The following is a 25,494-nucleotide window of genomic DNA, read 5'->3' on the forward strand; positions in this document are numbered from 1 at the left end:
TCGCGCCGTCGTGGTTACAATGCGATACGGTCGCTTAAGTACCGCTTAACTCAAGTCAATCTACTGGGGTCGACGGAGACCCCATTTGCAACAACGACCGCCCGAACTCACGGCCGTCTCGCGGCTTTTCGTCAGGCTCATCGGCGCAACGGCAGACTTGTCGCCGAAGAAGGCGTGGGCGGTGACGTTCGGCCTGCAGGCGGCGGTGCTGCTGTGCGAGAAATTGACGCCGGCGACGGTCAGCACATCGCTCTTCTACATGCTGGCATGCGCCTGCTCGGCATGGTGCGTCGGTCTGACCGGCGGCCTGCTGGTCGGCTTCGCGACCGTCAGCGCGGGTGCGATCATCAAGCATTCGCAATTGGTTGCCCTGCACCTCCACGCGCTGGGGCCGGCGGCAGAGCTTTGGAACACACTGGCCCGCTTCCTTACCGTCGCAATCCTGGCGATGGTGGTGAACGGTCTGCGATCGGCGCTCGCGCTCGAGCGCTGGCGGGCGTCGCGCGACGGCCTCACAGGGCTTCTCAACAAGGCCGCGTTCGAGCGGATGATGGCTCAGGCGATCGTCGACGCCAAGGCGCGCGGACGGGCGCTGGTGTTGGCCTATATGGACCTTGATGGCTTCAAGGGCGTGAACGATCGTTTCGGCCATGCGGTGGGCGACGACGTGCTGCGTACCTTTGCGACCGCGGCCGTGGGTGTGGTCCGGCGCGGCGACCTGTTCGCTCGCCTGGGTGGCGACGAATTCGTGGCGCTGCTTTCCGTGCGATCGTGCGAGGAAGGCGACCAGGTCGCAACGATGCTGCATTCGCGGCTGACGTCGATCCTCGTCGACACGCGGCTCGGCGTGACGTGCAGCATGGGCGCGTTGGTCGCCGACGCCGCGGGCATGGAAAGCAAGGGCGGATTGCTGCGAATGGCGGATGCGCTGATGTACGAGGTCAAGCGCTCGGGCAAGAACGCGCTGCGGATCGCACGCGGCGGTGGTGTCGGCGAGGCGCTCCGCGCCGCTTATGCACCGATCGATACCTCCGACGAACTCGCCCTGCTGCTGAAACGGATCGACGCCGATGGAATCGAGCGCTCGTCCGATAGCGAGCGGCGCGCGGCATGAGCCTCAGCTTCTTCTCACCGCCGCCTCTGCCGAATGACGAGGCGAAGCGCCAGCATGCGGTCGATCGCTCGGGCATCCTGCGCGCGCCACCCGATCCGGCGCTGCAGGCGATCGTCGCTCGCGCGGCCGATCTGTTCGGATCGGCGATCGCTGCCGTGTCGATCGTCGATCGGCAGCGTCAATGGTTTGCGGCCCGCATCGGCCTGGACGCGCCGGAGACGTCGCGGGCCGTGTCGTTCTGCGCGCATGCCATCCTCGATCCGCAGCGGGTGATGGTGATCGAGGATGCGACGCTCGACGATCGCTTCGCCGGCAATCCGCTGGTCACTGGCGCTCCGGCGATTCGCTTTTACGCCGGTGCTTCCATCCTCGATCCGCGGGGCCGTCCGCTCGGGGCGCTCTGCGCGATCGATCCCGAGCCTCGTTCCGGCACGCTGCCGCTCGACGAACTCGCAGCGCTGGCCGGCGAAGTTGCTGCGATCATTGCCGAGATCGGCACCACCAGCGAAGCCTGACCCAACCGCGCCGCCGTCCTTTTCCTAACCTGCATCAATTCGGACGTGACTGGCGCCGAATTTAACGAAATGATCGCAGCGGTGGGGGCGAGATAGGGGCGGGAGCGTGCTTGACGAAGCGCAGTGGCTGCTGGCGGCCGCGACGCGCGAGTTAACCTTGTTCGCCGGGATCGGGCTGCTGTTGGGCGGCATCGACGACTTGGCGATCGATCTTCTCTGGCTGGCCCGGCTCGTCTGGCGACGCGCCACGGTCTACCGGCGCCATCGTCGCTCGACCGCAGCCACGCTGCCGCCGCCCGAGCGACCGGGCCTGATCGCGGTGTTCGTGCCCGCGTGGCGCGAGGCGGACGTAATCGGCACGATGCTCCGCTCTGCGCTCGCGCGCTTCGACCATCCCCTCTATCGCATCTATGTCGGCACCTACCCCAATGATCCAGCGACCGCGGCCGCCGTGGCAGCGGTCGCCGATCCGCGCGTCCGGATGGTCGGCGGAACGCTGCCCGGACCGACCACCAAGGCCGAATGCCTCAATCGCCTCTGGACTGCGCTGCTGCACGACGAGCGCGAGGATGGCGAGCGTGCCAAGGCGATCGTGCTTCACGACGCGGAGGATGTCGTCCACCCGCAGGAATTGCGCGTCTTCGATCGGCTGATCGAACGATTCGATCTCGTCCAGCTTCCGGTACTGCCGCTGATCGACGGGCGCGCGCGCTGGGTGTCCGGCCATTATGCCGATGAATTCGCCGAGGCGCACAGCCGGCTGCTGGTGGTGCGCGAAGCGCTGGGCGCGGGCATCCCGTCCGCCGGGGTCGGTTGCGCGCTGTCGCGCGACGCGTTGGGCCGGATGGCGCACCATGCCGAGGGGCTGCCGTTCGACGAGACCAGCCTGACCGAGGATTACGAGATCGGCGTGCGCATCGGAGGGGCCGGTCGCGCCGCCTTCGTCGCGATGCGTGCCGCACCCGGCGCCGGACTGGTCGCGGTGCGCGCTTACTTCCCCGATCGCTTCGATACGGCGGTCCGCCAGAAGACGCGCTGGCTGATCGGCATCGCGCTTGCCGGCTGGGACCGGCTGCGCTGGGATGGTGGTCTCGCGGAGCGATGGATGCGGCTGCGCGACCGGCGCGCCTTCCTCGCGGCGCTGATCCTGGCGACGAGCTATGCGGTGCTCGCGTTGGGAGCGTTGTGCGCCGCGTTCGACATCGCTCCCGTCTGGCCGTGGTGGGCCGGCTGGCTGCTCGCGACCAACGGCCTGTTGCTGACATGGCGGCTGGTGGTGCGGTTCGCGACGGTGGGATATTTCTACGGCTGGCGCGAGGGATTGCGCGCCGTGCCGCGTGTGATCGTCGCGAACATCATCGCCATGGCCGCCGCGCGCCGCGCGCTGATCGCTTATGTTCCGGGCAAGGTGCCGCCGTGGGACAAGACCGCGCACGTCTTCCCCGAAACGCTGCCGTGCGATTGAGATCGCGCCAAACCCGCTTCATCGTCGGCACGCTCGCGCTTTGGATCGCAGCGCGCGCCGCCATGCTCGCCCCTTGGGCTGAGCCGCCGAGCGTCGATCCGGTGGCACGCTCGCCGATTGCGGGACCGGCATTGACGAACCGTACGAACGAAATTGCGCGACCGGCTCCCCCCACGCCTCGCTTGGCGACCGCGTTTAAGCCGCGTTTGCCGAGCCCGCGCTCGCCGGTGACACCTGCTGACCGGACGCCGCGATCCGCGGCGGCGCTGCCCGAGCCGCAGCCCGATTCGATCGGTGCGGCGGCCCTTTCTCGACCGCTACGCCTCGATACCGACCCCGCCTATCGATTGACGGAAGGCATGCGCTTCGCGCCCCCGCCGATAGCCCCGCCGCGCTCCAAAAGCTCGCGCTGGACGGCGGAGGCCTATCTGTTCGCGCGTCCGGGAAGCGGGCAGGCCAGCCTGGCCGCCGGTGGCCTGCTCGGCGGATCGCAGGCGGCGGCGCGGCTGACCTATCGGCTCAATCCCGAAGGCCCGATCATAACCGCGCTTGCCGCCCGGCTCTATGCGCCGCTGTCGACTCTGGGGGCCGAAGGGGCGGTCGGGCTCGATTGGCACCCGCTCCCACGGCTGCCGCTGCGCCTCTCCATCGAGCGACGCCTCGCCTTGGACAAACAGGGTCGAAGAGCGTGGTCGGCCTACGCCGCCGGTGGCTTCTACCGCGAGCCGATCCCCGGCGTGTTTGTGATCGACGGCTATGCGCAGGCGGGTGTGGTCGGCGCGCATCATCGCGACCTGTTCGTCGACGGCGCGATCCGTACCGGGCGGCGGCTCGCGTTCGGCCCGGCCACCGCGACGCTCGGGGCGGCCCTGTGGGGTGCGGCACAGCCGGGGGTTTCGCGGATCGATACAGGGCCGCGCATCGGCGTGACGATGCCGCTGGCCGATCATGTCCTCAGCGTGGCTGTGGAAGGCCGATTGCGCGTTGCCGGCCAAGCCAGCCCCGGATCGGGCGCGGCGCTTACGCTGGGCGTGGACTTGTAGCCCTGTTCGCGGGCATAGGCGGCCACCATATCCTCACTTTTAGAGTGACTTTTCCGATGACCGCGATGCTCAAGATCAGCCTGCCCGACGGTTCCGTGCGCGAAGTCGCGCCCGGCACCACGCCGGCCGACATTGCGGCGTCGATCGGCCCGGGCCTCGCCAAGGCGGCGATCGCCGCGCGGGTGGATGGCGAACTGCGCGACATCATGCGCCCGCTCGAGGCCGACGCGAGCCTCGCGCTCGTCACCGCGAAGGACGAGAAGGATGCGCTGGAGCTCGCGCGCCACGACTTTGCGCACGTGCTGGCGGAGGCGGTGCAGAACCTGTTTCCCGGCACGCAGATCACCTTCGGCCCGGCGACCGACGACGGCTTCTATTACGATTTCGCGCCCAAGGATCGCCCCTTCACCGACGAGGATCTGCCCGCGATCGAGGCCGAGATGCGCCGCATCATCGCCGCGAACGAGCCGCTGGTGCGCGAAGTGTGGGAGCGCGATGCGCTGATCGCGCTGTGGCGTGAACAGGGCGAGACGTTCAAGGCCGAATGGGCGGCCGAACTGCCCGAGGGCGATGAGCTGACCGTCTATCGCGCGGGCAACTTTCTCGACATGTGTCGCGGCCCGCACCTCGCCGCGACCGGCAAGCTCGACCCGCAGGCGTTCAAGCTGACGCGCGTGTCCGGCGCCTATTGGCGCGGCGACCAGAAGAACGCGATGCTCAGCCGCATCTACGGCACCGGCTGGCTCAACAAGAAGCAGCTCGACGCGCATCTGACGCGGTTGGAGGAGGCCGCCAAGCGCGACCATCGCCGCATCGGGCAGGAGATGGACCTGTTCCATACGCAGTCCGAGGCGCAGGGCAGCATCTTCTGGCACCCCAAGGGCTATATCCTGTGGCGCGAGCTGGAGGCGTATATGCGCCGCCGCCTCGACGCCGCCGGCTATCGCGAGGTCAAGACGCCGCAGCTGATGGATGCGCGCCAGTGGGAGCAGTCCGGCCACTGGGGCAAATATCGCGAGAACATGTTCGTCGTCCCCGACGAGATTCCGAGCGGCGAGGATGACGGGCCCGTCCTGTCGGGCAAGGCCGACCTGATGGCGCTGAAGCCGATGAACTGCCCGGCGCACGTCCTGATCTTCCGCCAGGGCATCAAGAGCTATCGCGACCTGCCGATCCGCATGGCCGAGTTCGGCTGCTGCCACCGCAACGAGCCGCACGGCGCGCTGCATGGGCTGATGCGCGTGCGCCAGTTCACGCAGGACGACGCGCACATCTTCGTGCGCGCCGATCAATTGGTGGACGAGGTCGCCAAGTTCATCGACCTGCTCGACCGCGTCTATCAGGATCTCGGCTTCCCCTCCTACGCGATCAAGCTCGCGCTGCGGCCCGACAAGCGCTTCGGCTCGGAAGATATGTGGGACTGGTCCGAACAGTCATTGCGCGACGCGGTGGCCGCCACCGGCCGCGCGACCGAGGCCTTCGGCTGGGAGGAACTGCCCGGCGAAGGCGCCTTCTACGCGCCGAAACTGGAATTCCACCTGACCGACGCGATCGGCCGGACGTGGCAGGTCGGCACGATCCAGACCGACACCGTGCTGCCCGAGCGGCTCGACGCGAGCTATGTCGGCGAGGATGGCGAGCGGCATCGTCCGATCATGCTCCACCGCGCGATCCTCGGCTCGTTCGAGCGCTTCATCGGCATCCTGATCGAGCATCATGCCGGCCGCTTCCCGTTGTGGCTGGCGCCGGTGCAGGCGGTGGCGGCGACGATCGTGTCCGACGCGGACGATTATGCTGCCGAAGTGGTGGCGAAACTGCGCGCGGCCGGGCTGCGCGCCGAGCCCGACACGCGCAACGAGAAGATCAACTACAAGGTGCGCGAGCATAGCCTCGCCCGCGTGCCGGCGTTGCTGGTCGTCGGCCGGCGTGAGGCGGAGGAAGGCACCGTCGCCATCCGCCGGCTGGGCGAGCAGAACCAGCAGGTCTTGTCGCTGGATGACGCCATCACCATGCTCAAGGCTGAGGCTACTCCGCCCGACCTGCGGTAGCCACCCGATCGGAGGAACGCGATGACCGTCTTCCAGAACGTCCGCAGAGGCCTGATCCCGGCGCGGCTCACCGTCGCCGAGGTCTATGCGCTCACCGATCAGGGCGTGCTGGGCGAAGACGATGCGTTCGAGCTGATCGAGGGGGAGATCGTGCCGATGGCGGCCGCGAAGGCAAGCCCGCATGAAATGATGAAGTCCCGGCTCAATCGCTGGCTGGTGCGGGCCGCACCCGACGAACTTGGCGTCTTCATCGAATCGTCCTTGCGCGTCTCGAACAACAGCCTGCTCGAACCGGACATCGCGCTTTGGCCAAGCGACGTCGGGTGCCGCGAGGTCACGAGCGAACAGGTCGCGCTCATCATCGAGGTTGCGGCATCATCGATCGCGTTCGATCTGCGCGAGAAGGCGCGGCTCTATGCCGCCGGCGGCGTCCGCGAATATTGGGTTGTCGATGCGAACCGCTACACGATCCGCGTCCACCGCTCTCCGCTGGACGGCGTCTATGTCGACGTCGAGGAATATGAATCGCACGATCTGGTCGCGACGCTGATCCTCGGCGTCGCCGTCCGCCTCGACGATCTCGGCCTGCCGCCCTTGCTCATCCGATCCTGATGCGCACGGCGGCAGGTATCGCCGCGATCAATCCCTGAAGGGATCGCGGACCAGGATCGTGTCCTCGCGCTCGGGGCTGGTCGAAACCAGAGCCACCGGGCAGCCGATCAACTCCTCGATCCGGCGGATATACTTCACCGCCGGCGCCGGCAGCTCGGCCCAGCTGCGCGCGCCCGCGGTCGACCCCGACCAGCCTTCGACCGTCTCGTAGACCGGCTCGACCGAGGCCTGATCGCGCGCGTGCGGCGGCAGATAGCCGTAATTCTTGCCGTTCAGGCGATAGCCGGTGCAGATCTTCAGCTCGTCGAAGCCGTCGAGCACATCGAGCTTGGTGAGCGCGATGCCGGTGACGCCCGCAACCGCGAGCGCCTGACGCACCAGTACCGCATCGAACCAGCCGCAGCGGCGCTTGCGCCCGGTGACGGTGCCGAATTCGTGGCCGCGCGTGCCGAGCCGCTCGCCGACGTCGTTATCCTGCTCGGTCGGGAACGGACCCGAGCCGACGCGGGTGGTGTAGGCCTTGACGATGCCCAGTACGAAGCCCGCCGCCGACGGCCCCAGCCCCGATCCGCTCGCCGCGGTGCCCGACACGGTGTTGGACGAGGTGACGAACGGATAGGTGCCGTGATCGACATCGAGCAGCACGCCCTGCGCGCCCTCGAACAGGATACGCTTGCCCCATTCGCGCTGCCCACCCAGCGTCAGCCACACCGGCTTGGCATAGGGCAGGACGAAGTCGGCCACTTCGCGCAGGTCGGCCATCAGCGCGTCGCGGTCGACCGGCGGCTGGCCGAAGCCAGCGCGCAGCGCGTCGTGGTGCGCGCACAGGCGATCGAGCTGCGGGCCGAGATCGTCGAGATGGGCGAGGTCGCACACGCGGATCGCGCGGCGCCCGGCCTTGTCCTCATAGGCCGGGCCAATGCCGCGGCGGGTGGTGCCGATCTTGCCGGCGCCGCTCGCATCTTCGCGCAGCGCGTCGAGATCGCGATGGAGCGGCAGGATCAACGGGCAGGTCTCCGCCACCTGCAGCGTCTCCGGGCTGACGTTCACGCCCTGTGCGCGCAGCTTCGCCACCTCGTCGCGGAAATGCCAGGGATCGAGCACCACGCCATTGCCGATCACCGACAAAGTACCGCGCACCACGCCCGACGGCAGCAGCGACAATTTGTAGACCTGATCGCCGACCACCAGCGTGTGGCCGGCATTGTGCCCGCCCTGGAAGCGCACGACGACGTCGGCCCGGCTGGCCAGCCAGTCGACGATCTTTCCTTTGCCCTCATCGCCCCACTGGGCGCCGATGACGGTGACGTTGGCCATTGTTCACTTTCCAAAGGTCCGCGTGCAGCGATCGACGCGGAGGTGGTTCCTTACAGAGGTTGCGGCTGCCCTTGCCGCAGAATGTGCGTGCAGCCAACCGGCTCGTCGGTCTCGGCCAAGGCCGCGATCGTGGTCCAGCCCTCCGCGCGCAGCTTCACGCCGTCGTCGGAATCGTGGCCGAGCGGCAGGAAGACGCGGCGCGCGGGCTCCACGCCCAGCCCGGCATCGACCAGCGGATCGAGGAACAATGAGAAGCCGACCGCGGGCTCTTCACGCCCATCGGGATGGAGGATGGTATAGGTGCCGCCACGCCCGATCTCGCCCGACAGGCCGCCGCCGAACAGCGAGAAGCCGATCCAGCTCTGATATTCGAAGCCGTGCCGCTCAGTTGGGTCCAGCGTCAGCGCCACGTCGGCGCCGACCGTCGCGGCGATCGCCTCGACCGCCGCCAGCCGCGTATCGAGCGCACCACCGACGTCGAGCGCCCGCAGCCGCTCGAGCGCGGCCTCGATCGGCCCGGCGGCGGCGAGCAAGGGCAAATAGGCCGCGGCGTCCGCACCGGCGAGGCCGCCGGCATCCTTGGCATCGAGCAATGCGCGGATCGCCGGCACGCGTGCGGGCGGGATCGGCAGAGCGCCACCCGCCAGCGTCTCGACCAGATCGGGCAGGGTCAGGTCGATCGTGATGTCGCGCACGCCGGCCGCGCGCAGCGCGTCGAGCGCCACGCGCAGGATTTCGGCCACGGCCGCAATGCCGTCATGGCCGATCAACTCGGCACCGGCCTGCATCAGCTCGCGTTCGGGACGGAGCTGGGTCGCGCGCAACTTGATGACCGGGCCACCATAAGCCAGCCGCAGCGGGCGCGGCACGTGGCCCATGCGCGTCGCGGCGATCCGGCCGATCTGCGCGGTGATGTCGGGGCGGAGCGCCAGCATGCGCTGCGACACCGGATCGACCATCCGCAGCAGATCCTGCGCCCGGCCCGATTTAAGGCGGCCGACGAGGCTTTCCTCGAACTCGGCCAGAGGCGGCATCACGCGCGCATAACCGTGGCGCCCGATCGCCACGATCACGCGGTGCATCAGGCGCGACGCGGCCTCCGCCTGGGGCGGCAGGCGGTCGCGCAATCCTTCGGGGAGCAGGCCAGGGGCAATCGTCATCGTGCTGCCGCCTTTAGCGGCTCCGCGCGGCGACGGAAGGGCACGTCGCGCGAAAGCAGCGTCGCGCTGCGCCACAACCATTCGAGCGGGCCGTAAGCGAAGCGGCGCAACCACCAATGCGCGAGCGCGAGCTGGGCGAGGAACGCGACGATGCCGAGCAGCAGCGCCTGCTCCTGCGTGATCCGGTCCCACAGATGAAGGCCGAAGCCGTAGAAGACCGGCACGAATACCAGGCTCTGCCCGATATAGAGCGTCAGCGTCAGCCGGCCGCACGGCACGAAGGCCGCGAGCAGCGGGCGCAACCAGCCTTGCCAGAGCAGCACGAACAGCAGGAGCGAGACGGTCATGTCGGCGAGATCGCTCCAGCCGGACAGGAGCACGTTCGTCCAATAGATCGGCCCGTGCGAATAGCAGCAGCTGTGCACCCGCGCGATGCTCAGCGGCTCGATCGCGAGAATGGCGATGGCTAGCGCCCACCACCGCGTGCGCACGAAGCGTTCGGGTGCGGCGAAGAAGCCCGCGCGACCGACCACTAGCCCGATCAGGAACAACCCGAGGATCTGGAAGATGCGGCCGGTCTCGATGAAGAACGACCATTTGCTCGTCCCACCCGCGACGAGATTGGCCCGGACCAGCGCGCCGAACGAGCCGTGGAGCGACGGCGCCATCGCCCCGCCGTCATCGTAGAAGAGCGGATCGGCCCACGCCCATTCGTAATGGAGATAGCCGGCGAGGATGCGCACGAGCAGGAATGGCTGGGCCAGCAAAACCGCGGCGATGGCCAGCAGCACGCGCGACGATCGGACGCGATCGAGCGGGATCAACGCCAGTCCGGCCACCGCCAGCACCAGGATGATGTCGCCACGATAGATGAGCGAATGGCACCAGCCCATCGCCGCCAGCACCGCCATCCGCCACGCGAAGCGCGCCGCGAACGGCTGCCCGCGCCGCGCGGCGCCCTCCATGATCGCGAAGAAGGAGAAGCCGAAGCATAGGGCCAGCAGGCTGAACGACTTGCCCTGGAACAGGATGCGCGTGGCATCCTGCACCCAGCTCGGCGTCGGCCGTGCATTGTAGAGCTCGAAATAGCCGGTCATGTGGACCAGGAAGAGGCCCATCAGCGCATAGCCGCGCAGGCCGTCCACCAGGGTCAGGCGGACCGACGGCCCCTTGATCGTTCCGGTATCCGTCATGGCAGGCTTAAGCGGACCATCGGCATGCCGTCGCACGAACGGCATGCCGATTCCAAATCAGAAGGCCAGCGCGCGGACCGTCTTCACGCCGGGCAGCGCCTTGACCTTGGCGAGCGTCGCCTCGTCGACCGGCTGATCGACCGAGAGCAGCAGCACCGCCTCGCCGCCGGCCGCGCGGCGGCCGAGGTGGAAGGTGCCGATGTTGATGCCCGCCTCGCCGAGCGAGGTGCCGAGCCGGCCGATGAAGCCCGGCGCGTCCTCGTTCACCACGTAGAGCATCTGGCCGGCGAGATCGGCCTCGACCTTGATGCCGAAAATCTCGACCAGCCGCGGTTCGGCGTTGGCGAACAGGGTGCCGGCAACCGAACGCTCGCCCTGGCTGGTCTGGACGGTCACGCGGATCAGCGTGTGATAGTCGCCCGCGACGTCGTGGCGCACCTCGCGCACGTCGAGCCCGCGCTCCTTCGCGAGGAAGGGCGCGTTCACCATGTTTACCGTGTCCGAATAGACGCGCATCAGGCCCGCCAGCACCGCGCCGGAGATCGGCTTGATGTTGAGGTCGGCGGCGGCGCCCTCGAGCTCGATCGCGATCTTGGCGAGGCTGTCATGCGCGAGCTGGCCGACGAGGCTGCCGAGCTTTTCGGCGAGCGCCAGATAGGGCTTCACCTTCGGCGCCTCCTCGGCCGAGAGGCTCGGGACGTTGAGCGCGTTGGTGACGCCGCCGGTCATCAGGAAGTCGGCCATCTGCTCGGCGACCTGGATCGCGACGTTGACCTGCGCCTCAGTGGTCGAGGCGCCGAGGTGCGGCGTCGAGATGAAGCCCGGCGTACCGAAGAGCGGCGATTCCTTGGCCGGCTCGCTGACGAACACGTCGAGTGCCGCGCCGGCGATGTGGCCCGAATCGAGCCCCGCCTTCAAGGCGACCTCGTCGATCAGGCCGCCACGCGCGCAATTGACGATGCGTACGCCCTTCTTGGTCTTGGCGAGATTTTCGGCCGACAGGATGTTGCGGGTCGAATCGGTCAGCGGCGTGTGCAAGGTGATGAAGTCGGCGCGCGCCAGCAGCTCGTCGAGCGGCACCTTCTCGATGCCCAGCTCCACCGCACGCTCGGGCGTGAGGAAGGGATCGTAGGCGACGACCTTCATCTTCAGGCCCAGCGCGCGATCGGCGACGATCGAGCCGATATTGCCCGCACCGATCAGGCCCAGCGTCTTGCCGGTGACCTCGACGCCCATGAAGCGGTTCTTCTCCCACTTGCCGGCCTGCGTCGACTTGTCGGCCTCGGGCAGGTCGCGGGCGAGCGCGAACATCAAGGCGATGGCGTGTTCGGCGGTGGTGATCGAGTTGCCGAACGGCGTATTCATGACGACGACGCCGGCGGCGGAGGCGGCGGGGATGTCGACATTGTCGACGCCGATGCCGGCGCGGCCGACCACCTTCAGATTGCCGGCGGCGGCGAGGATCGCCTTGGTCACCTTGGTCGACGAACGGATGGCGAGGCCGTCATAGTCGCCGATGATCGCGATCAGCTCGTCGGGCGTCTTGCCCGTAATCTCGTCCACCTCGACCCCGCGCTCGCGGAAGATCTTGGCGGCCTGGGGGTCCATCTTGTCGGAAATCAGTACCTTGGGCATGACGATAAGCGTCCTTGCTTATCGTCATCCCGACGAAAGTCGGGATCTCGCACGGCCGGAAACAACCTCGCGAGATCCCAGCCTTCGCTGGGATGACGAAATGAAAAGGGATCAGGCCGCGCGGGCGGCGTGGAAGGCCCAGTCGAGCCACGGCCCGAGCGCCTCGACATCGGCGGTCTCGACGGTCGCGCCGCACCAGACGCGCAGGCCGGCCGGCGCGTCGCGATAGCCGGCGACGTCGTAGGCGGCGTTCTCCGCCTCCAGCAGCGACGCCATCTTCTTGACGAGCGCGGCCTTGCCGTCCTCGTCCAGCCCGGCGACCGCATCGTCGGCGAACTTCAGGCAGACGCTGGTGTTCGAGCGCGTCGCCGGATCGGTCGCGAGATGCTCGACCCACGGCGTCGCCTGCACCCACGCGTCGAGCGCGGCGGTGTTGGCGTCGGCGCGCTCGATCAGCGCCATCAGGCCGCCGAGGCCGAGCGCCCATTCGAGGCTCCAGATCACGTCCTCGACCGCCAGCATCGACGGCGTGTTGATCGTGTCACCCTTGAAGATGCTCGCGTTGAACTTGCCGCCCTTGGTCAGGCGGAAGATCTTGGGCAGCGGCCATGCCGGCGTGTAGCTTTCCAGCCGCTCGACCGCGCGCGGCCCGAGGATCAGCACGCCGTGCGCGCCCTCGCCGCCCAGCACCTTCTGCCACGAGAAGGTGACGACATCGAGCTTGTCCCACGGCAGATCGGCCGCGAAGATGCCGGAGGTTGCGTCGCACAGCGACAGCCCTGCGCGATCGTCTGGGATCCAGTCGCCGTTCGGCACGCGCACGCCCGAGGTGGTGCCGTTCCAGGTGAAAGCCACGTCGGTCGACCAGTCGACCGCGTCGAGATCGGGCAGCGCGCCATAGGGCGCCTTCATCACGGTGGCGTCGAGCTTGAGCTGCTTGACCGCATCGGTCACCCAGCCTTCGCCGAAGCTTTCCCAGGCAAGCAGGGTGGTCTTGCGCGCGCCGAGCAGCGACCACATCGCCATCTCGAACGCGCCGGTGTCCGAACCGGGGACGATCGCGATATGATGGGTGTCGGGCAGGCGCAGGATGTGGCGCGTCACGTCCATCGCGTGGACGATGCGGCTCTTGCCGATCTTCGAGCGATGCGAGCGGCCGAGGCTGGCGGTGGCGAGCCCGTCGGCATGCCAGCCGGGCGGTTTGGCGCACGGGCCGGACGAGAATTGGGGGCGCTGGGGCTTGGTATCGGGCTTGGCCGATGCCGCATGGGTGGCGGCGACCAGAGTGGCGGCCGAGTCGTTTTTGAGACCAGCCGTATCGACGGCTGGCGGAGCAGTATCAGTCAATGTAACTCTCCTCACAGAGAGCACGCGCCGCGTTGGGACGGCGTGGCCCGCCGGCGGCTTTAAGGGGCTGCGGCGCCAAGTCAATCGCCGCGCGACGGGCCGAGGTCCACGCCGGTCACGATTATTTTATACCGATCGGTATTGAATGAGCCGTGGCCATGCCCATTTGCCGCTGCGCAGCCGGTGATCGCGCTGCCCGAACACTCAAGGGGTAATTCCATGACGGACCTCACCAACAAGATCGCCCTCGTCACCGGCGCCTCGCGCGGGCTGGGCCATGCGACGGCAGCGCGGCTGGCCGGTGCCGGCGCGCGCGTGATCGTGCATTATTCGGCCAGCAAGGCACCCGCCGATGCGCTGGTTGCCGACATCCGCGCCAAGGGCGGTCAGGCCGACGCGATCGGCGGCGATCTCGCGGCGCCCGACGGCGCGCATAAATTGATCGAGGCGGTGCGCGACCTCGGCATCGACAAGCTCGATATCGTCATCGCCAATGCCGGCGTGCTCGGCTCGGCGCCGATCGAGCAGCAGACGGTCGAGGATTTCGATCGTCAGTTCGCGATCAACGTGCGTGCGCCCTTCTTCCTCGTCCAGCAGGCGCTCCCCCTGCTGAGCGCAGGCGCGAGCATCATCCTGCTATCGTCGGTGGTCGCGCGCGCGGCGTTCGACGGCGCGTCGGTCTATTCGGCGACGAAGGGCGCGATCGAGGTGCTGACGCGCAACTTCGCGAAGGAGCTCGGGCCGCGCGGCATCCGCGTCAATGCGATCGCACCGGGCGCGATCCGGACCGACATGGCCGACGTCTTCCTCGGCACCGAGGAGGGGCGCGAGTTCATCAAGTCGATCCAGTCGCTCAAGCGGATCGGCCAGCCCGACGACATCGCCGACCTCGCCTTGTTCCTCGCGTCCGATCAGTCGCGCTGGGTCGACGGTCGCTCGATCGAGGCCAGCGGCGGCGCCAACCTCTAAACGTCAGGCCAGCCGTGCGAGCAGCCCCGGGGTCAACACCTGCGGCAGCTCGCGCGGCGGCGTACCGTCGGCCGGATAGAAGAGGTAGAAGGGCACGCCCGAGCGGCCGTGCGCCGCGAGGAAGCGGGTGATCGCGGGATCGCCGCGCGTCCAATCACCCACCATCACCGCGACATGATGCGCAGCGAAGGCCTGCGCCACCTCGCTTCGCTCGATCGCCGCTTTCTCGTTGACCTTGCAGGTCAGGCACCAGTCGGCGGTGAAGTAGAGCAGCACCGGCCTTTTCTCGGTCCGCAAGGCAGCAAGGCGCGTCTCGCTGAACGGCTCGTTGCCGGCGGCCTGCGCCACGACGGCGGGTGCGGTCGAGACGATCGCGATCAGCGCGGCGGCCCCGGCCAGCGCTGGTGCTGTCGGCCACCACACGCGATTTGCCAGCCGCCCCTGCCGCCGCCCGGTCCACCACAGGCCGAGTGCCAGCAGCAGCGCGGCGCCCAGCCCAAGCGTCATCCCGTCGACGCCCGCCTGCCGGCCGAGGATCCATGCGAGGCCAAGCGCGGTCAGCAGCATCGGCACGGCAAGGATGCGCCGCACCGTGTCCATCCACGCGCCCGGCCGGGGCAGCAGGCGCCGCAATGCCGGGACGAAGCCGAGCGCCAGGAACGGGATGGCAAGGCCGAGGCCGAGACCGGCGAAGATCGCCAGCGCCGCCGCCGCTGGCAGCAGCAAGGCGGCGCCCAGCGCGACCCCCATGAACGGCCCGGAACAGGGCGTCGCGATGAACGCCGCCAGCGCCCCGGTCCAGAAAGCGCCGCTCGCGCCGCCCCCCGCCGCCAGGCCGCCGCCCGCGGCGATCACCGGCAGCTCGAACAGGCCGGCGAGATTGAGGCCGATCGCGAGCATCAGCAGCATCAGCCCGGCGATCATCCGCGGATTCTGGAGCTGGAATGCCCAGCCGGCAGTGTCCCCCGCCTGGCGCAGCGCCAGCAGCACCCCGCCGAGCGCGAGACACACCAGCACCACCCCGGCAGTATAAGCGATCGCCTCGATCCGCGCATGCCGCTCCGATTCGCCCGAGCGGGCGAGGCTGATCGCCTTCAGGCTGAGGATCGGGAACACGCACGGCATGATGTTGAGCAGCAGGCCGCCGAGGATCGCGCCGGCCAACGCGAGCAGGAATGACGGCGTGCCGCCGCCGGCGGAACCCTGCTCGTCCGCCGCTGCGATCGCGGGCGCGGCGGCGACGCGGCCGGCGGTAGCTGCGAACGATACGCCGGTGCCGGGGGCGAGCCGGACCACGCCCTCGATCCGTGCCGGCGTCGCGCCCGCCTTGGCGGCGGTCTCGATCACCAGACGGTCACCGTCGCGACCGACCGTCTGCGGCGCGGCATAGTCGATCGCGCCGTCGGTCAGCGGGAAGAAATAAGGTCGGTCGATGTGCGCGCTCGCGGGCAGCGGCAACGCCAGCCGCAGCCGTCCCCCCGCCACCTGGAACTGGGCAGCCGCCGCGAGCGGGCGCGGCAGGGCAGCGCGCCAATTATCGAATTGCGCGCGCGTCGCTGGCGCTGCCGCGCCGTCGCCCACCGTCAGCCGCAGCGTCAGCGTCGCGGTTTCGGGTACGCAGGTCTGCGGATTGCAGGCGAGCCAGTCGAGCTTGACGCCGATCGGCAGCGCGGTGCCGGCGGCGAGGCCCTTCGGCACGGTGAGCGTCACCAGCTCGGCATAATCGCGCTCGTAGACGTAATTCATCAGGCCGGAGATCAGCAAAGTCTGCGGCACCGGATAGCGCAACGCGCCGAACTGCAGCCCCGCCGGCGCGGACCACGCCACGCGCGTCTCGACGCCCGCATCGCCGGGATTCTTCCAATAGCCGTGCCAGCCCGGCGTCGGCCGCATCGCGAAGGCGAGCGTCACCTGGCTGCCGGCGGCGGGCGACAGGCTTTCAGCGACGAGGCTGGGCGCGATGTGGGTGGCGACGGCGCGCGACGGCAGCGCGAGCAGCGCCGCGAGCAGCAGCATGAAGCGGGTGAAAATCATCGCGCATCCCTACCCCACCGCGACGGCGAGCGCGAGCAGGCGCAACGGCCGCCGTTCCGCGCCGCTGTCTCGCCTAGGCCACAGTGCGAACGCGGAAAGAGATCGTTACAATCTCCGCTATTGAGAGTCGTTATCAATCTAGCTAGGGGCGCCGCACCAACAAGGAAATGACAATGATCTCGACCAATCGAACGCTTCGCGGCATCCTGCTCGCCTGCGCCAGCCTGATGCCGGCCGTCGCCTTCGCCGCCGACGTCACGGCCGAAGCGCCCGAGGGCAGCGGGGACGAGATCGTCGTTACCGGCCAGCAGCCGCTCACCCAGTCGACCAGCGGCACCAAGACCGCGACCCCGATCATGGAGACGCCGCAGTCGATCACGGTCATCTCCAACGCCGACATTTCCGGGCTAGGGCTGCAGAGTCTGAACCAGGCGCTGCGTTATGTGGCGGGCGTCACCGCCGAGCAGCGCGGTTCGTCGGCCGACGTTTACGATCAGTTCAAGCTGCGCGGCTTCGACGCGCCGACCTATCTGGATGGCCTGAAGCTGTTCCCGAGCGCCACCGGCTATGCGGTGCCGCAGGTCGACGTGTCGCGGCTCGACCGGATCGAGGTCGTCAAGGGCCCGGCGTCGGTGCTGTACGGCCAGTCGAGCCCCGGCGGCCTCGTCGCCGAATCGAGCAAGCTGCCGCTCGACCGCGATTTCTACGGCGCGGTGGCGGGCACTTACGGCAATTACGATCTCTATCGCGTCGACGCCGATGTCGGCGGGCGCGCCTCCAGCAACATCCTCTGGCGCCTGTACGGCAGCGCCAACGGCGCGCATTCGCAGGCAGACTATGGCGTGCGGCGGCGGCAGACGGTGTCGGGCGCCGCCACCATCGGTGACGGCACGCCGACCAGCCTGACGGTGCTGGCCAATTATTCGCACGATCCGCGCAACGGCAATTATGCCGTCTTCCCCGCGCTCGGCACGCTCATCCCCAACGCAGCCGGCACGATCAAGACCAGCTTCTACGGGGGCGAGCCGGGCGACTTCTTCAAGCGCGATCAGGCCGCGGTGAGTGCCTTTTTCCGCCACGATTTCGGCGGCAGCTGGGTGTTCAAGTCGTCGTTGCGCTATCAATATGTGAAGAGCAGCCTCGGCATAATCTATACGGGCGGATCGCCCGCGACGACCGACGCCGCGCCCAGCCTGTTTTCGCGCTTCTCCTACGCCACGCGCGAGCAAAACAATGGCTGGACCTATGACAATACGCTGACCGGCGTGGTCGAGACCGGGCCGCTCAAGCACACCGTGCTGCTCGGCGTCGATCGTCAGGTGTCGCACAGCCGCGAGCTCTACGCCTTCGGCGGCGCGACCAACATCAACGTGTTCAACCCGGTCTACGGTTCGATGCCGACGCCGCAGACGCCCTATCAGGTGCCGGGTTATGTCGCCGGCGCGCCACTACAGACGCCGACGCTCGCCACGACGCAACAGCGCCAGCAGGGCATCTACGCGCAGGACCAGATCGCGATCGAGGGCTTCCGTCTGACGCTCAGCGGGCGGCAGGACTGGGCGCGGCAGGCGAGCGAAACCGGCGGCGTCTACAGCCAGCAGCACAACCAGAAGTTCACCTATCGCGTTGGCGGCCTCTATCTGTTGCCGTTCGGCCTCGCACCCTACGCCAGCTATTCGACGTCGTTCGAGCCGCAGGCGTCGCAGCTCGCGGCCGGCGGCCTCGCCAAGCCGTCGCTCGGCAAGCAGGTGGAGGCCGGCCTGAAATATCAGGTGCCGGGCACGCAGATCATCGCCACCGCGGCGTGGTTCAACATCGAGCAGACCAATGTCGTCGTGTCCGATCCGCTGACATTTCTCGCCTATCAGGTCGGCAAGGTGCGCTCGCGCGGCGTCGAGGCGGAGGTCACGGCACCCCTGCCCTATGATTTCTACGCGCATGTCGCCTTCAGCCGCCAGCGCGTGAAACAGCTCGACGATGTGAATCCCGCCAATATTGGGCAGAGCCTGATCGGCGTCGGCAAGGGCGGCATCACCGCCAATCTCGACTGGTCGCCCAAGAGCGGACCGGCCCAGGGGCTGACGATCGGCGGCGCGTGGCGCCATCTGAACGGCGTCTATGCCGGCATCTATTTCGACGGCGTCGCGCGCTACACACCGACCTACGACCTGTTCGACGCGCTTGCGCGGTACGAGATCGGCAAGATCGTGCCGCGCCTCGACGGAATGACGGTCGGCATCGACGCCAAGAACATCTTCGACAAGAAGTATCTGTCGAGCTGCTACAGCAATTACGGCTGGTGCTGGTACGGCAATCGCCGGACCGTGCAGGGCACGATCGGCTATCGCTGGTAAGCCGCGACGCGTCTCCTCACGCGCGAGAAAACGATCGGAACGGCGGGCCGAAAGGCTCGCCGTCGTCGTTTGGTCCGTATCGGCCGGTGCGTCAGCATTGTAACTTAGTGTTTCCGCATCGTCATAAAAGCTACCCGGTATTTCCATAGCGACACGCGTCAGGGGCGGGAGGCCCCGTTCCCAAAGGGGTAGACACGTGATTCACATTACATCGATGAAACGCGCGCTCATGCTGGGCGGCGCGGCGCTCGTCATGGGCGCGCCCGCCGTCGCATTGCGCGCCGAGGCTCCGGCGGCAGCGGCGGCCCCGGCCGACGCGGCGCCTGCCGCCGCCGACGAGTCCGGTCTCGGCGAGATCGTCGTGACCGCGACCAAGCGCGAGACCAACCTGCAGCGCACGCCGATCGCGATGAACGTGCTCAGCACGGCGGCGATCAAGGATCGCCACGTCCAGAGCCTGTACGACCTCGCCGACGGTGCCATCCCGTCGCTGCGTGTCGCCACGTTCGAGGCGCGCCAGAGCGCGTTGACGATCGGCATCCGCGGCATCGTGCCGCTCGACGCCAACCAGCCCGCGCGCGAGCAGGGCGTCGGCATCTATATCGACGGCGTCTATCTCGGCCGCCAGCACGGCCTGAACGCAGCCTTGTTCGACGTCGAACGGGTCGAAGTGCTGAAGGGCCCGCAGGGCACCCTGTTCGGCCGCAACACCGAAGGCGGCGCGCTGAGCATCGTCACCAAGGCGCCGAGCGGCGAATGGGGCGGCCGCGCCAGCGCGGGCATCGGCAATTACGGCGCCTATACCGGCGAGCTGCACGTCGACCTGCCGACCTGGCACAATTTCAGCGCCAAGGTGGACGGCGTCGTCCAATATCAGGGCGCCACGACCAAGAACCCGCTCGCGGGGCAGACCGGCTGGAATTACTATAACCGGCGCGGCGTCCGCGCCGCCGTCCGCTGGCAGCCGAACCCCGATCTGACCAACGACTTCTCGTACGACAATGCGCGCGACGCCAATTCGCCCTTCTACAGCCAGCTGCTGAACTTCAATCCCAACGGCTGCGCCGCCGGCGCGCAATCGGCTTCGGCCGGCTGCGTCCTGCCCGGCACGGCCTATACCGCGTTGAGCGGCTCGGTCCGCCCGCTGGCACCGCAGGTGGTGGTCAACGGCAAGACGCGCATGAGCGTGGCCGATATCGGCGTGCCGCAGCAGCCGAGCGTCGACACCACCCACGGTTACACCAACGTGCTGAAGTGGAAGGCCCTGCCCGAGGTCGAGCTGCGCTCGATCACCGCATGGCGCGGCGTCGGTGCGACCCAGTGGGACAATTCGGGCGGCGCACACCGCGTGCCGATCATGAACTGCACCAGCGCGACGTGTAATTTCAGCCGCTACAGCCTCGCCGACCTGTTCCAGAATCAGTTCAGCCAGGAATTGCAGGCGGTCGGCAGCGCCGGCCGGTTCGATTATGTCGGCGGCCTCTATTACTTCAACGAGCATGTCAGCGACGACGCCGCCACGCCGAACTCGAACGTCTACACGCCTGCCACCGGCGTGATCGGCGTGCTCGATTCGTGCACCGGCTCAGGCGGCTTCGGCTCCGAATATCGCTGCCGGTCGACCGACCGCGCATCGGAAGTGTGGTCGAAGAGCTATGCCGTCTACGGCCAGGTGACGTGGAACCCGCTCGACGTGCTGCACCTGACGGTCGGTGGACGCTACACGCACGACAAGAAGCGCGGCGTGCTGCACATGTCGCGCAACGTCAATTACGACACCAACACCGCCGCCGCGGCGGGCAATGGCTACAAGCCGCTCGACAAGACGTGGGATCGCTTCAATCCCATGGTGACGCTGGCCTACGATCTCAGCGACACGATCCATGCCTATGCGAAATATGCGACCGGCTATCGCGCCGGTGGCGCCAGCTCGCGTACCTCCAACTATCAGGCGTTCAACCCGGAGGACGTGCGCTCATACGAAGTTGGCCTGAAGACCGATTTCTGGGATCACCGCGCGCGCCTGAACCTCGCCGGCTACATCATGGATCGCGACAACAGCCAGGTCGACATCAGCTCGATCCAGACGACCACGACCGGCAGCTTCAACAACCTCGTCACGATCAATGCGCCGGGCACGACCAAGATCCGCGGCATCGAGGCCGACCTGACGGTGCGACCGATCGAAGGCCTGACGCTGAACGCGTCCTACGCCTATACCTATACCAAGATCCCGCCGGTGCTGATCAGCGCCACCGCTGGCGGTGCCACCACCAGCGTCTACCAGAACTTCTACATCGTCTTCACGCCGCGCAACGCCGCGAGCGGTTCGGCCGACTACAGCCTGCCGGTCGGCGGCGCGGGCACCAACGTCCGCTTCCACATCGACGGCAATTACTCGCAGGCGACGCAGGCGTTCGACCAGTTTGCGACGAAGAACGACGCGTCGCTGCTGTTCAACGGCCGCCTCTCGCTCGCCGACCTGCCGATGAGCAATGGCGGCCAGAAGCTGACGTTCGGCGTGTGGGTCCGCAACATGTTCGACGAGCAATATGTCTATCGCCGCGATCCGTCGAACAGCCTGCCCGGCTCGCCGACCACCAGCGTGTCGACCGGCAGCATCTCGAACGTGCTGGGCGACTATGGCAACTTCAACGCGCCGCGCACCTTCGGCGTGGATGCGACGATCAACTTCTAATGGGGCCGAGGGGACGGCGCAGTGCCGCCCCCTTGCTCACGATGCGACGCCCTGGGGCGGCCGGCTCAACGCCGGCCGCCCTTTTTCTTCGGCGCAGGCGCCGGATTTGGCCGGCTCTCGATGACATGGTCCGGGTGCGTACACAGCCCCGCGACCGTTTCGACGCCACCGCCGAGCGGGATCGAAAGCTGGCTCAGGCTGAACGCGCCCGTGACCTTGTTGATGACGATGGTGCGGCTGCCGACATAGGGCGTGTCGGCGAGCAGATCCTTGCCCGAAATCCACTGGGCGGCGGCCAGGCCATTCTGATTCTCGCCCACCAGCACGTATCGCGATCCGGACTGATCGACGAGCCCGCCAGCATCCCGGCGCAGCTCGAGGATGACGGGCGCTGCGCTCGGATTCGCATCGCTAATGGTGCAATGGAAGCCGGCGGCGGCCACCACGAGAGCAGGCAGGATCATCGATCGGCTCCGAATGCCATGACGGCGAACGGAACCGGAATAGCGGCAAATCGCGGCGTCGCAGGCCAAATCTTGCCGGTCGATGCGGGGAAACCGCCACACGCTCGCGGCGCGACTCCTGCACGAGCGGTGTGCGGGCATGCCAGCCGAAACTGGCTCAAGCCGACCATGGTGACCCCTACGAGAATCGAACTCGTGTTTTCGCCGTGGAAGGGAAAAGGTCAACGTTTTCAAAGCCCTTTCCCCATCGCGCCCCTATTTTCATGCCGTTAGATTTCAAAGACTTAGAACCCTTGTGGGATGGAAATGCGGGTTGGAGCGGCTAGAGGAAGTTGGCCGCTACCAGCTATTTTGATCGCTATCGTTTGAACGTGCTGCTGATTCGCGAGTGGCGGGCATCGCCCAGGTGCGGACATTCGCGGCGGGTCTGATTTGGGCACACAACGGCAAATATCCAGCTTTTCATGCTCGGCGATCGGCGGGAGCGGCAGGGCCATCTCAGCCGCGTAGTGACACTGCGGCGGTAAGCCGGGCGCCTGCTACGAACGGCTCATTAACCGGAGGCGAGCTAGCCAGGGTCTTGGCTCTGGTTCTTCCCCATCGGCCTAGCTAAGGAAAGGCCATACCATTCGAGGCCGAACCGTGAAGCAATTTGATGCCCGATCCTACAGTATTGCTGACTTCATCGAGTGGAATGCGGGCCAGCTTCTGGATTTATCACCAAAGTTCCAACGTCGTAGCGTTTGGACGCGCGCTGCAAAATCCTTCCTTATCGATACCGTCTTGCGCGGCAAGCCTATGCCCAAGGTGCTGCTGACGCAGGATTTGGTGGGCAAAAAGAACGTCCGCACTGTGGTCGATGGGCAGCAGCGGATCCGTACGATCTTGGAGTTTGTGTCGGACGGATTCACCGTGCTTGCCGCTCATAATGCGGATCACGCCGGAAAGACGTTTTCCGCACTGGATGACGATACCCAAGGGATTATCTTGCAATATGAGCTAGGCGTTGATCTTCTATACAATGTGAGCCTGTCCGATATGCTGGACATATTCGCCCGCATCAACACTTATTCGGTCACCCTGAACACGCAAGAGAAGCTCAATGCGAAGTACCTTGGGGTGTTTAAAACTGCAGCGTACGAACTTGGGCATGCATACGTAGGGTATGTTTTGGACGGCGGTGTGCTGTCAGAGAAAGCTATCAGCCGAATGGGGGAGGCTCAACTGGCGTCTGATCTGTTGGTCGCGTTGGTGGGTGGAGTGCAGACGGTTAAGAATATCGAGCGATATTACCGTTTATATGAGAGCAAAGAAGTCGTGCCACCGGAAGTGGCAAGCGCAATCGAGCTTTATAATGAGACGATGCGATACATCGGGGCAATTTACCCTGCACAAGAACTTGCGGGCACGAATTGGGCTCGGTCCCACTGGTTTTATACTCTCTTCACCTGCGTTGCCCACGCCCTGCAACCGCTGGTAGGCTTGGAAGATGCGGATCGGCCATCCCTTACCCAAGCCCAAGTAATATATTGGCGGGGACAGCTGGACGAGCTGAGTGCCTTGTATGATCGTTATACCGAAGACACAGAAGAGGACGTGCCGGCGGCCTTCGCACGATTCATCAACTACGCTCAGCGCCGGACGACCGATACTGAGGCTCGCCGGGAGCGCGCGAAGTACGTTCTAGCTGCCCTAGAACTGTGAGCCCGGAAGAGCTGAGCGACTTCGCCGAAGCGGCGGCCGCGAAAAACGCGCTCGCGCTCGGAATGGTAGATGAACTCGAAGCGGCTTCGGCGGACGTCGAGTCCGATGATTTTCGATCTGACGGCTTTGCCGAAGCTATCTTTCTCCGAGCGTTCACGGCCTATGAGTCTTCAGTAGAAGCAATGTTTTTACACTACGTCACCGGCGGCGCATCACGAGGAGGAACAATTGGAACAAGCTACCTCAATGTCCAGGACGCACAGCACGCACGTCGATTAACGAAAGCTGGGAAGCAGTACCTAAGCTGGGCAAAGCCATCCGAGATACGAAATACTGCGTCGATCTATATGAAAGAAGGGTGGCCGCTAATAGATATGATGGCTACCAAGGAGGAGGTGCTATCGGATGGGGAACGTATCCGGAATCGGATCGCCCATGATTCGTTGGAGGCTCGCCAGCAATTCGGCATCGTTCAGCGAAACTATCTTGGCACAGAGCGCCTTTTTTTGATGTCTGCCGGACAATTTCTCCGGATTCGAAGCACCCGGCTCCGCAAGCTACATCTCATGCATTTCGTCGAGGTTTTGCACGAAACGGTCAAAGCACTAATCGATCCGCTTCCGTGAAGACGGTCTTGGGTATGCTTTGGCAGAAAAGCGTGCGGCGGCAAGGCATGCCCTGGGTCGGACACGTCCGCTAACCGCCACTTCCGGCCATTGCTCTACCCGATGGCCTGAAGCGATCAGCTGCGGCTATGTGCTTTAACGAGTGAGCGGAGAGCGGGTAGAGGGATTTGATCGCTACCAGCAATCCTAAAAGCGGACGTGTAGCCTCAAAGCAAGAGCCGGCCAGGAGCAAGCCGGCTGACGATTAGCTCGGTCGCTCGCTTGCCCTCCCCCGTGGCGCCGCTCGATACCGTGTAGGTGGTTTCAACGTCGGCGCAGTCGAAGCGGCTGAAAACCTCTCGGGCACCATCGGTTGCGTTGATCGACAGAACGAACTGACCTTCGATTCGGTCGAGGAGGTCAGCAAGGCACGCAAAGTCCGAGCGCGAAAATGCGGCAGCGCCATAGTCCGATTCGCAGCCCCAATAGGGCGGGTCGAGATAGAACAAGGTCTCCGCGCTATCGTACTGTTCGATCGCTGCGGTATACGGCAGCTGTTCGATCACAACGCCGGCAAGCCGCTCATGAATTTCCATCAGCATGGGCTCGAGCTTGGTGACATCGAATCGGCCGGGGGTACGTCGATCAACGCCGAAAGTCCTACCCTCGATCTTGCCGCCAAAGGCGAGCCGCTGCAGATAAAGGAACCGGGCGGCCCTTTCTAAGTCGGTGAGACTGCTAGCGGCCGTGGCCCGGAGGCGCTCGAACTCGGCACGGCTCGTCAACTGCCACTTCAGCAGATCCATAAACGCTTGATAATGGCGCTGGAGGATACGGAAGAGCGTCGCCACATCACCGGAAAGATCGTTGATAACCTCGACCGGCGCGCGGCGATCGCGACGAAGGAAGATTCCGCCCATGCCCACGAAAGGCTCGACGTAAGTCCGATGGGGGACGCTCCGGATCAAAGAGACAATGCGGCTCGCGAGGTTTCGCTTTCCGCCAAGGTATGGAGCGGCCGGGCTGACCGGACGCACTTCGCTCAGTATGGACTCCATTCTGTTTTGCTTTCAGGGGAGCCCCGCCCGTCGACGGGTGCGGGGCGTTAGCGGCTAGGCCAGCCGCGCGTGACGGGCTCTCTTCCCGTTGGTTGCCGTGTTGCAAGCACGGCACCCCCGCTCAGCCTACGGCCAGCGGACGTGTCTCTGTGTGATTGA

Annotated in this window: 19 protein-coding genes; 11 read left to right on the forward strand and 8 right to left on the reverse strand. The window is 66.4% G+C overall.

Annotated features, from left to right (window positions below):
- The first annotated feature begins 181 nt into the window (after positions 1-181).
- The 6 genes from K8P63_RS17850 (at position 182) to K8P63_RS17875 (ending at position 6,797) form a co-directional block, all read left to right on the forward strand.
- Positions 182-1,114 (forward strand): GGDEF domain-containing protein, encoded by a 933-nt coding sequence (locus K8P63_RS17850; RefSeq protein WP_223797333.1) that lies wholly within the window; start codon positions 182-184, stop codon positions 1,112-1,114.
- On the forward strand, positions 1,111-1,629 hold the full coding sequence (locus K8P63_RS17855) for a GAF domain-containing protein (RefSeq protein WP_223797334.1): 519 nt from the start codon (positions 1,111-1,113) through the stop codon (positions 1,627-1,629). Before K8P63_RS17850 ends, K8P63_RS17855 begins: the two co-directional genes overlap by 4 nt.
- A 106-nt stretch (positions 1,630-1,735) precedes the next feature.
- A complete protein-coding gene (locus tag K8P63_RS17860; RefSeq protein WP_223797335.1) occupies positions 1,736-3,094 on the forward strand; it encodes a glycosyl transferase family protein in 1,359 nt (452 codons plus the stop codon).
- Between the two features lie 359 nt (positions 3,095-3,453).
- Entirely contained in the window at positions 3,454-4,137 is a 684-nt protein-coding gene (locus K8P63_RS17865) for a hypothetical protein (RefSeq protein WP_223797336.1), read from the forward strand.
- A gap of 56 nt (positions 4,138-4,193) precedes the next feature.
- Positions 4,194-6,185, forward strand: a complete 1,992-nt coding sequence (thrS, locus tag K8P63_RS17870; protein WP_223797337.1) for a threonine--tRNA ligase — start codon at positions 4,194-4,196, stop codon at positions 6,183-6,185.
- A gap of 21 nt (positions 6,186-6,206) precedes the next feature.
- Positions 6,207-6,797 carry a Uma2 family endonuclease gene (locus tag K8P63_RS17875; RefSeq protein ID WP_223797338.1) on the forward strand — a complete coding sequence of 197 codons (591 nt, stop codon included), beginning with the start codon at positions 6,207-6,209 and terminating at the stop codon, positions 6,795-6,797.
- A gap of 27 nt (positions 6,798-6,824) precedes the next feature.
- On the opposite strand, the gene K8P63_RS17880 is transcribed toward K8P63_RS17875, so the two are convergent.
- From K8P63_RS17880 to K8P63_RS17900, 5 genes are all read right to left on the reverse strand, one after another.
- On the reverse strand, positions 6,825-8,114 hold the full coding sequence (locus K8P63_RS17880) for an adenylosuccinate synthase (RefSeq protein WP_223797339.1): 1,290 nt from the start codon (positions 8,112-8,114) through the stop codon (positions 6,825-6,827).
- A 50-nt stretch (positions 8,115-8,164) separates the two neighbouring features.
- Entirely contained in the window at positions 8,165-9,274 is a 1,110-nt protein-coding gene (locus K8P63_RS17885) for an ATP phosphoribosyltransferase regulatory subunit (protein ID WP_223797340.1), read from the reverse strand.
- The gene (locus tag K8P63_RS17890) at positions 9,271-10,467 is read right to left on the reverse strand and encodes a DUF418 domain-containing protein (RefSeq protein ID WP_223797341.1); all 1,197 of its coding nucleotides are present in this window, start codon (positions 10,465-10,467) and stop codon (positions 9,271-9,273) included. The genes K8P63_RS17885 and K8P63_RS17890 overlap by 4 nt, the downstream gene beginning before the upstream one ends.
- Before the next feature lie 57 nt (positions 10,468-10,524).
- Complete coding sequence (serA, locus tag K8P63_RS17895) at positions 10,525-12,102, reverse strand: phosphoglycerate dehydrogenase (RefSeq protein ID WP_223797342.1); 1,578 nt, start codon at positions 12,100-12,102, stop codon at positions 10,525-10,527.
- Positions 12,103-12,213: 111 nt separating this feature from the next.
- On the reverse strand, positions 12,214-13,386 hold the full coding sequence (locus tag K8P63_RS17900; RefSeq protein WP_223799876.1) for a phosphoserine transaminase: 1,173 nt from the start codon (positions 13,384-13,386) through the stop codon (positions 12,214-12,216).
- Positions 13,387-13,668: 282 nt separating this feature from the next.
- Between K8P63_RS17900 and K8P63_RS17905 the strand changes: the two genes are divergently transcribed.
- Positions 13,669-14,418, forward strand: coding sequence for an SDR family NAD(P)-dependent oxidoreductase (locus K8P63_RS17905; RefSeq protein WP_223797343.1), 750 nt, complete (start codon positions 13,669-13,671; stop codon positions 14,416-14,418).
- A gap of 3 nt (positions 14,419-14,421) precedes the next feature.
- Here the strand turns inward: K8P63_RS17905 and K8P63_RS17910 are convergent, their stop codons facing one another.
- Positions 14,422-16,452: a protein-disulfide reductase DsbD family protein gene (locus K8P63_RS17910; RefSeq protein ID WP_223797344.1), complete on the reverse strand. Its 2,031-nt coding sequence runs from the start codon at positions 16,450-16,452 to the stop codon at positions 14,422-14,424.
- A 173-nt stretch (positions 16,453-16,625) separates the two neighbouring features.
- Here K8P63_RS17910 and K8P63_RS17915 point away from each other — a divergent pair, with 173 nt between their 5' ends.
- Positions 16,626-18,806, forward strand: coding sequence for a TonB-dependent siderophore receptor (locus tag K8P63_RS17915; RefSeq protein ID WP_223797345.1), 2,181 nt, complete (start codon positions 16,626-16,628; stop codon positions 18,804-18,806).
- Positions 18,807-19,020: 214 nt separating this feature from the next.
- On the forward strand, positions 19,021-21,504 hold the full coding sequence (locus tag K8P63_RS17920) for a TonB-dependent receptor (protein ID WP_223797346.1): 2,484 nt from the start codon (positions 19,021-19,023) through the stop codon (positions 21,502-21,504).
- A 65-nt stretch (positions 21,505-21,569) separates the two neighbouring features.
- Here K8P63_RS17920 and K8P63_RS17925 read toward each other — a convergent pair whose 3' ends face one another.
- A complete protein-coding gene (locus K8P63_RS17925) occupies positions 21,570-22,070 on the reverse strand; it encodes a hypothetical protein (protein WP_223797347.1) in 501 nt (166 codons plus the stop codon).
- 540 nt (positions 22,071-22,610) lie between these two features.
- On the opposite strand from K8P63_RS17925, the gene K8P63_RS17930 reads away from it, so the two are divergent.
- Together K8P63_RS17930 and K8P63_RS17935 are read left to right on the forward strand one after the other, a co-directional pair.
- Positions 22,611-23,672 carry a DUF262 domain-containing protein gene (locus tag K8P63_RS17930; protein WP_223797348.1) on the forward strand — a complete coding sequence of 354 codons (1,062 nt, stop codon included), beginning with the start codon at positions 22,611-22,613 and terminating at the stop codon, positions 23,670-23,672.
- On the forward strand, positions 23,669-24,298 hold the full coding sequence (locus tag K8P63_RS17935; protein ID WP_223797349.1) for a hypothetical protein: 630 nt from the start codon (positions 23,669-23,671) through the stop codon (positions 24,296-24,298). The genes K8P63_RS17930 and K8P63_RS17935 overlap by 4 nt, the downstream gene beginning before the upstream one ends.
- Positions 24,299-24,504: 206 nt before the next feature.
- Here the strand turns inward: K8P63_RS17935 and K8P63_RS17940 are convergent, their stop codons facing one another.
- Positions 24,505-25,335 carry a DNA adenine methylase gene (locus K8P63_RS17940; protein WP_223797350.1) on the reverse strand — a complete coding sequence of 277 codons (831 nt, stop codon included), beginning with the start codon at positions 25,333-25,335 and terminating at the stop codon, positions 24,505-24,507.
- Positions 25,336-25,494 lie beyond the last annotated feature (159 nt).

Origin of the sequence: Sphingomonas nostoxanthinifaciens (assembly GCF_019930585.1) — a bacterium.
In the GTDB taxonomy this organism is placed as follows: Bacteria; Pseudomonadota; Alphaproteobacteria; order Sphingomonadales; family Sphingomonadaceae; genus Sphingomonas_I; species Sphingomonas_I nostoxanthinifaciens.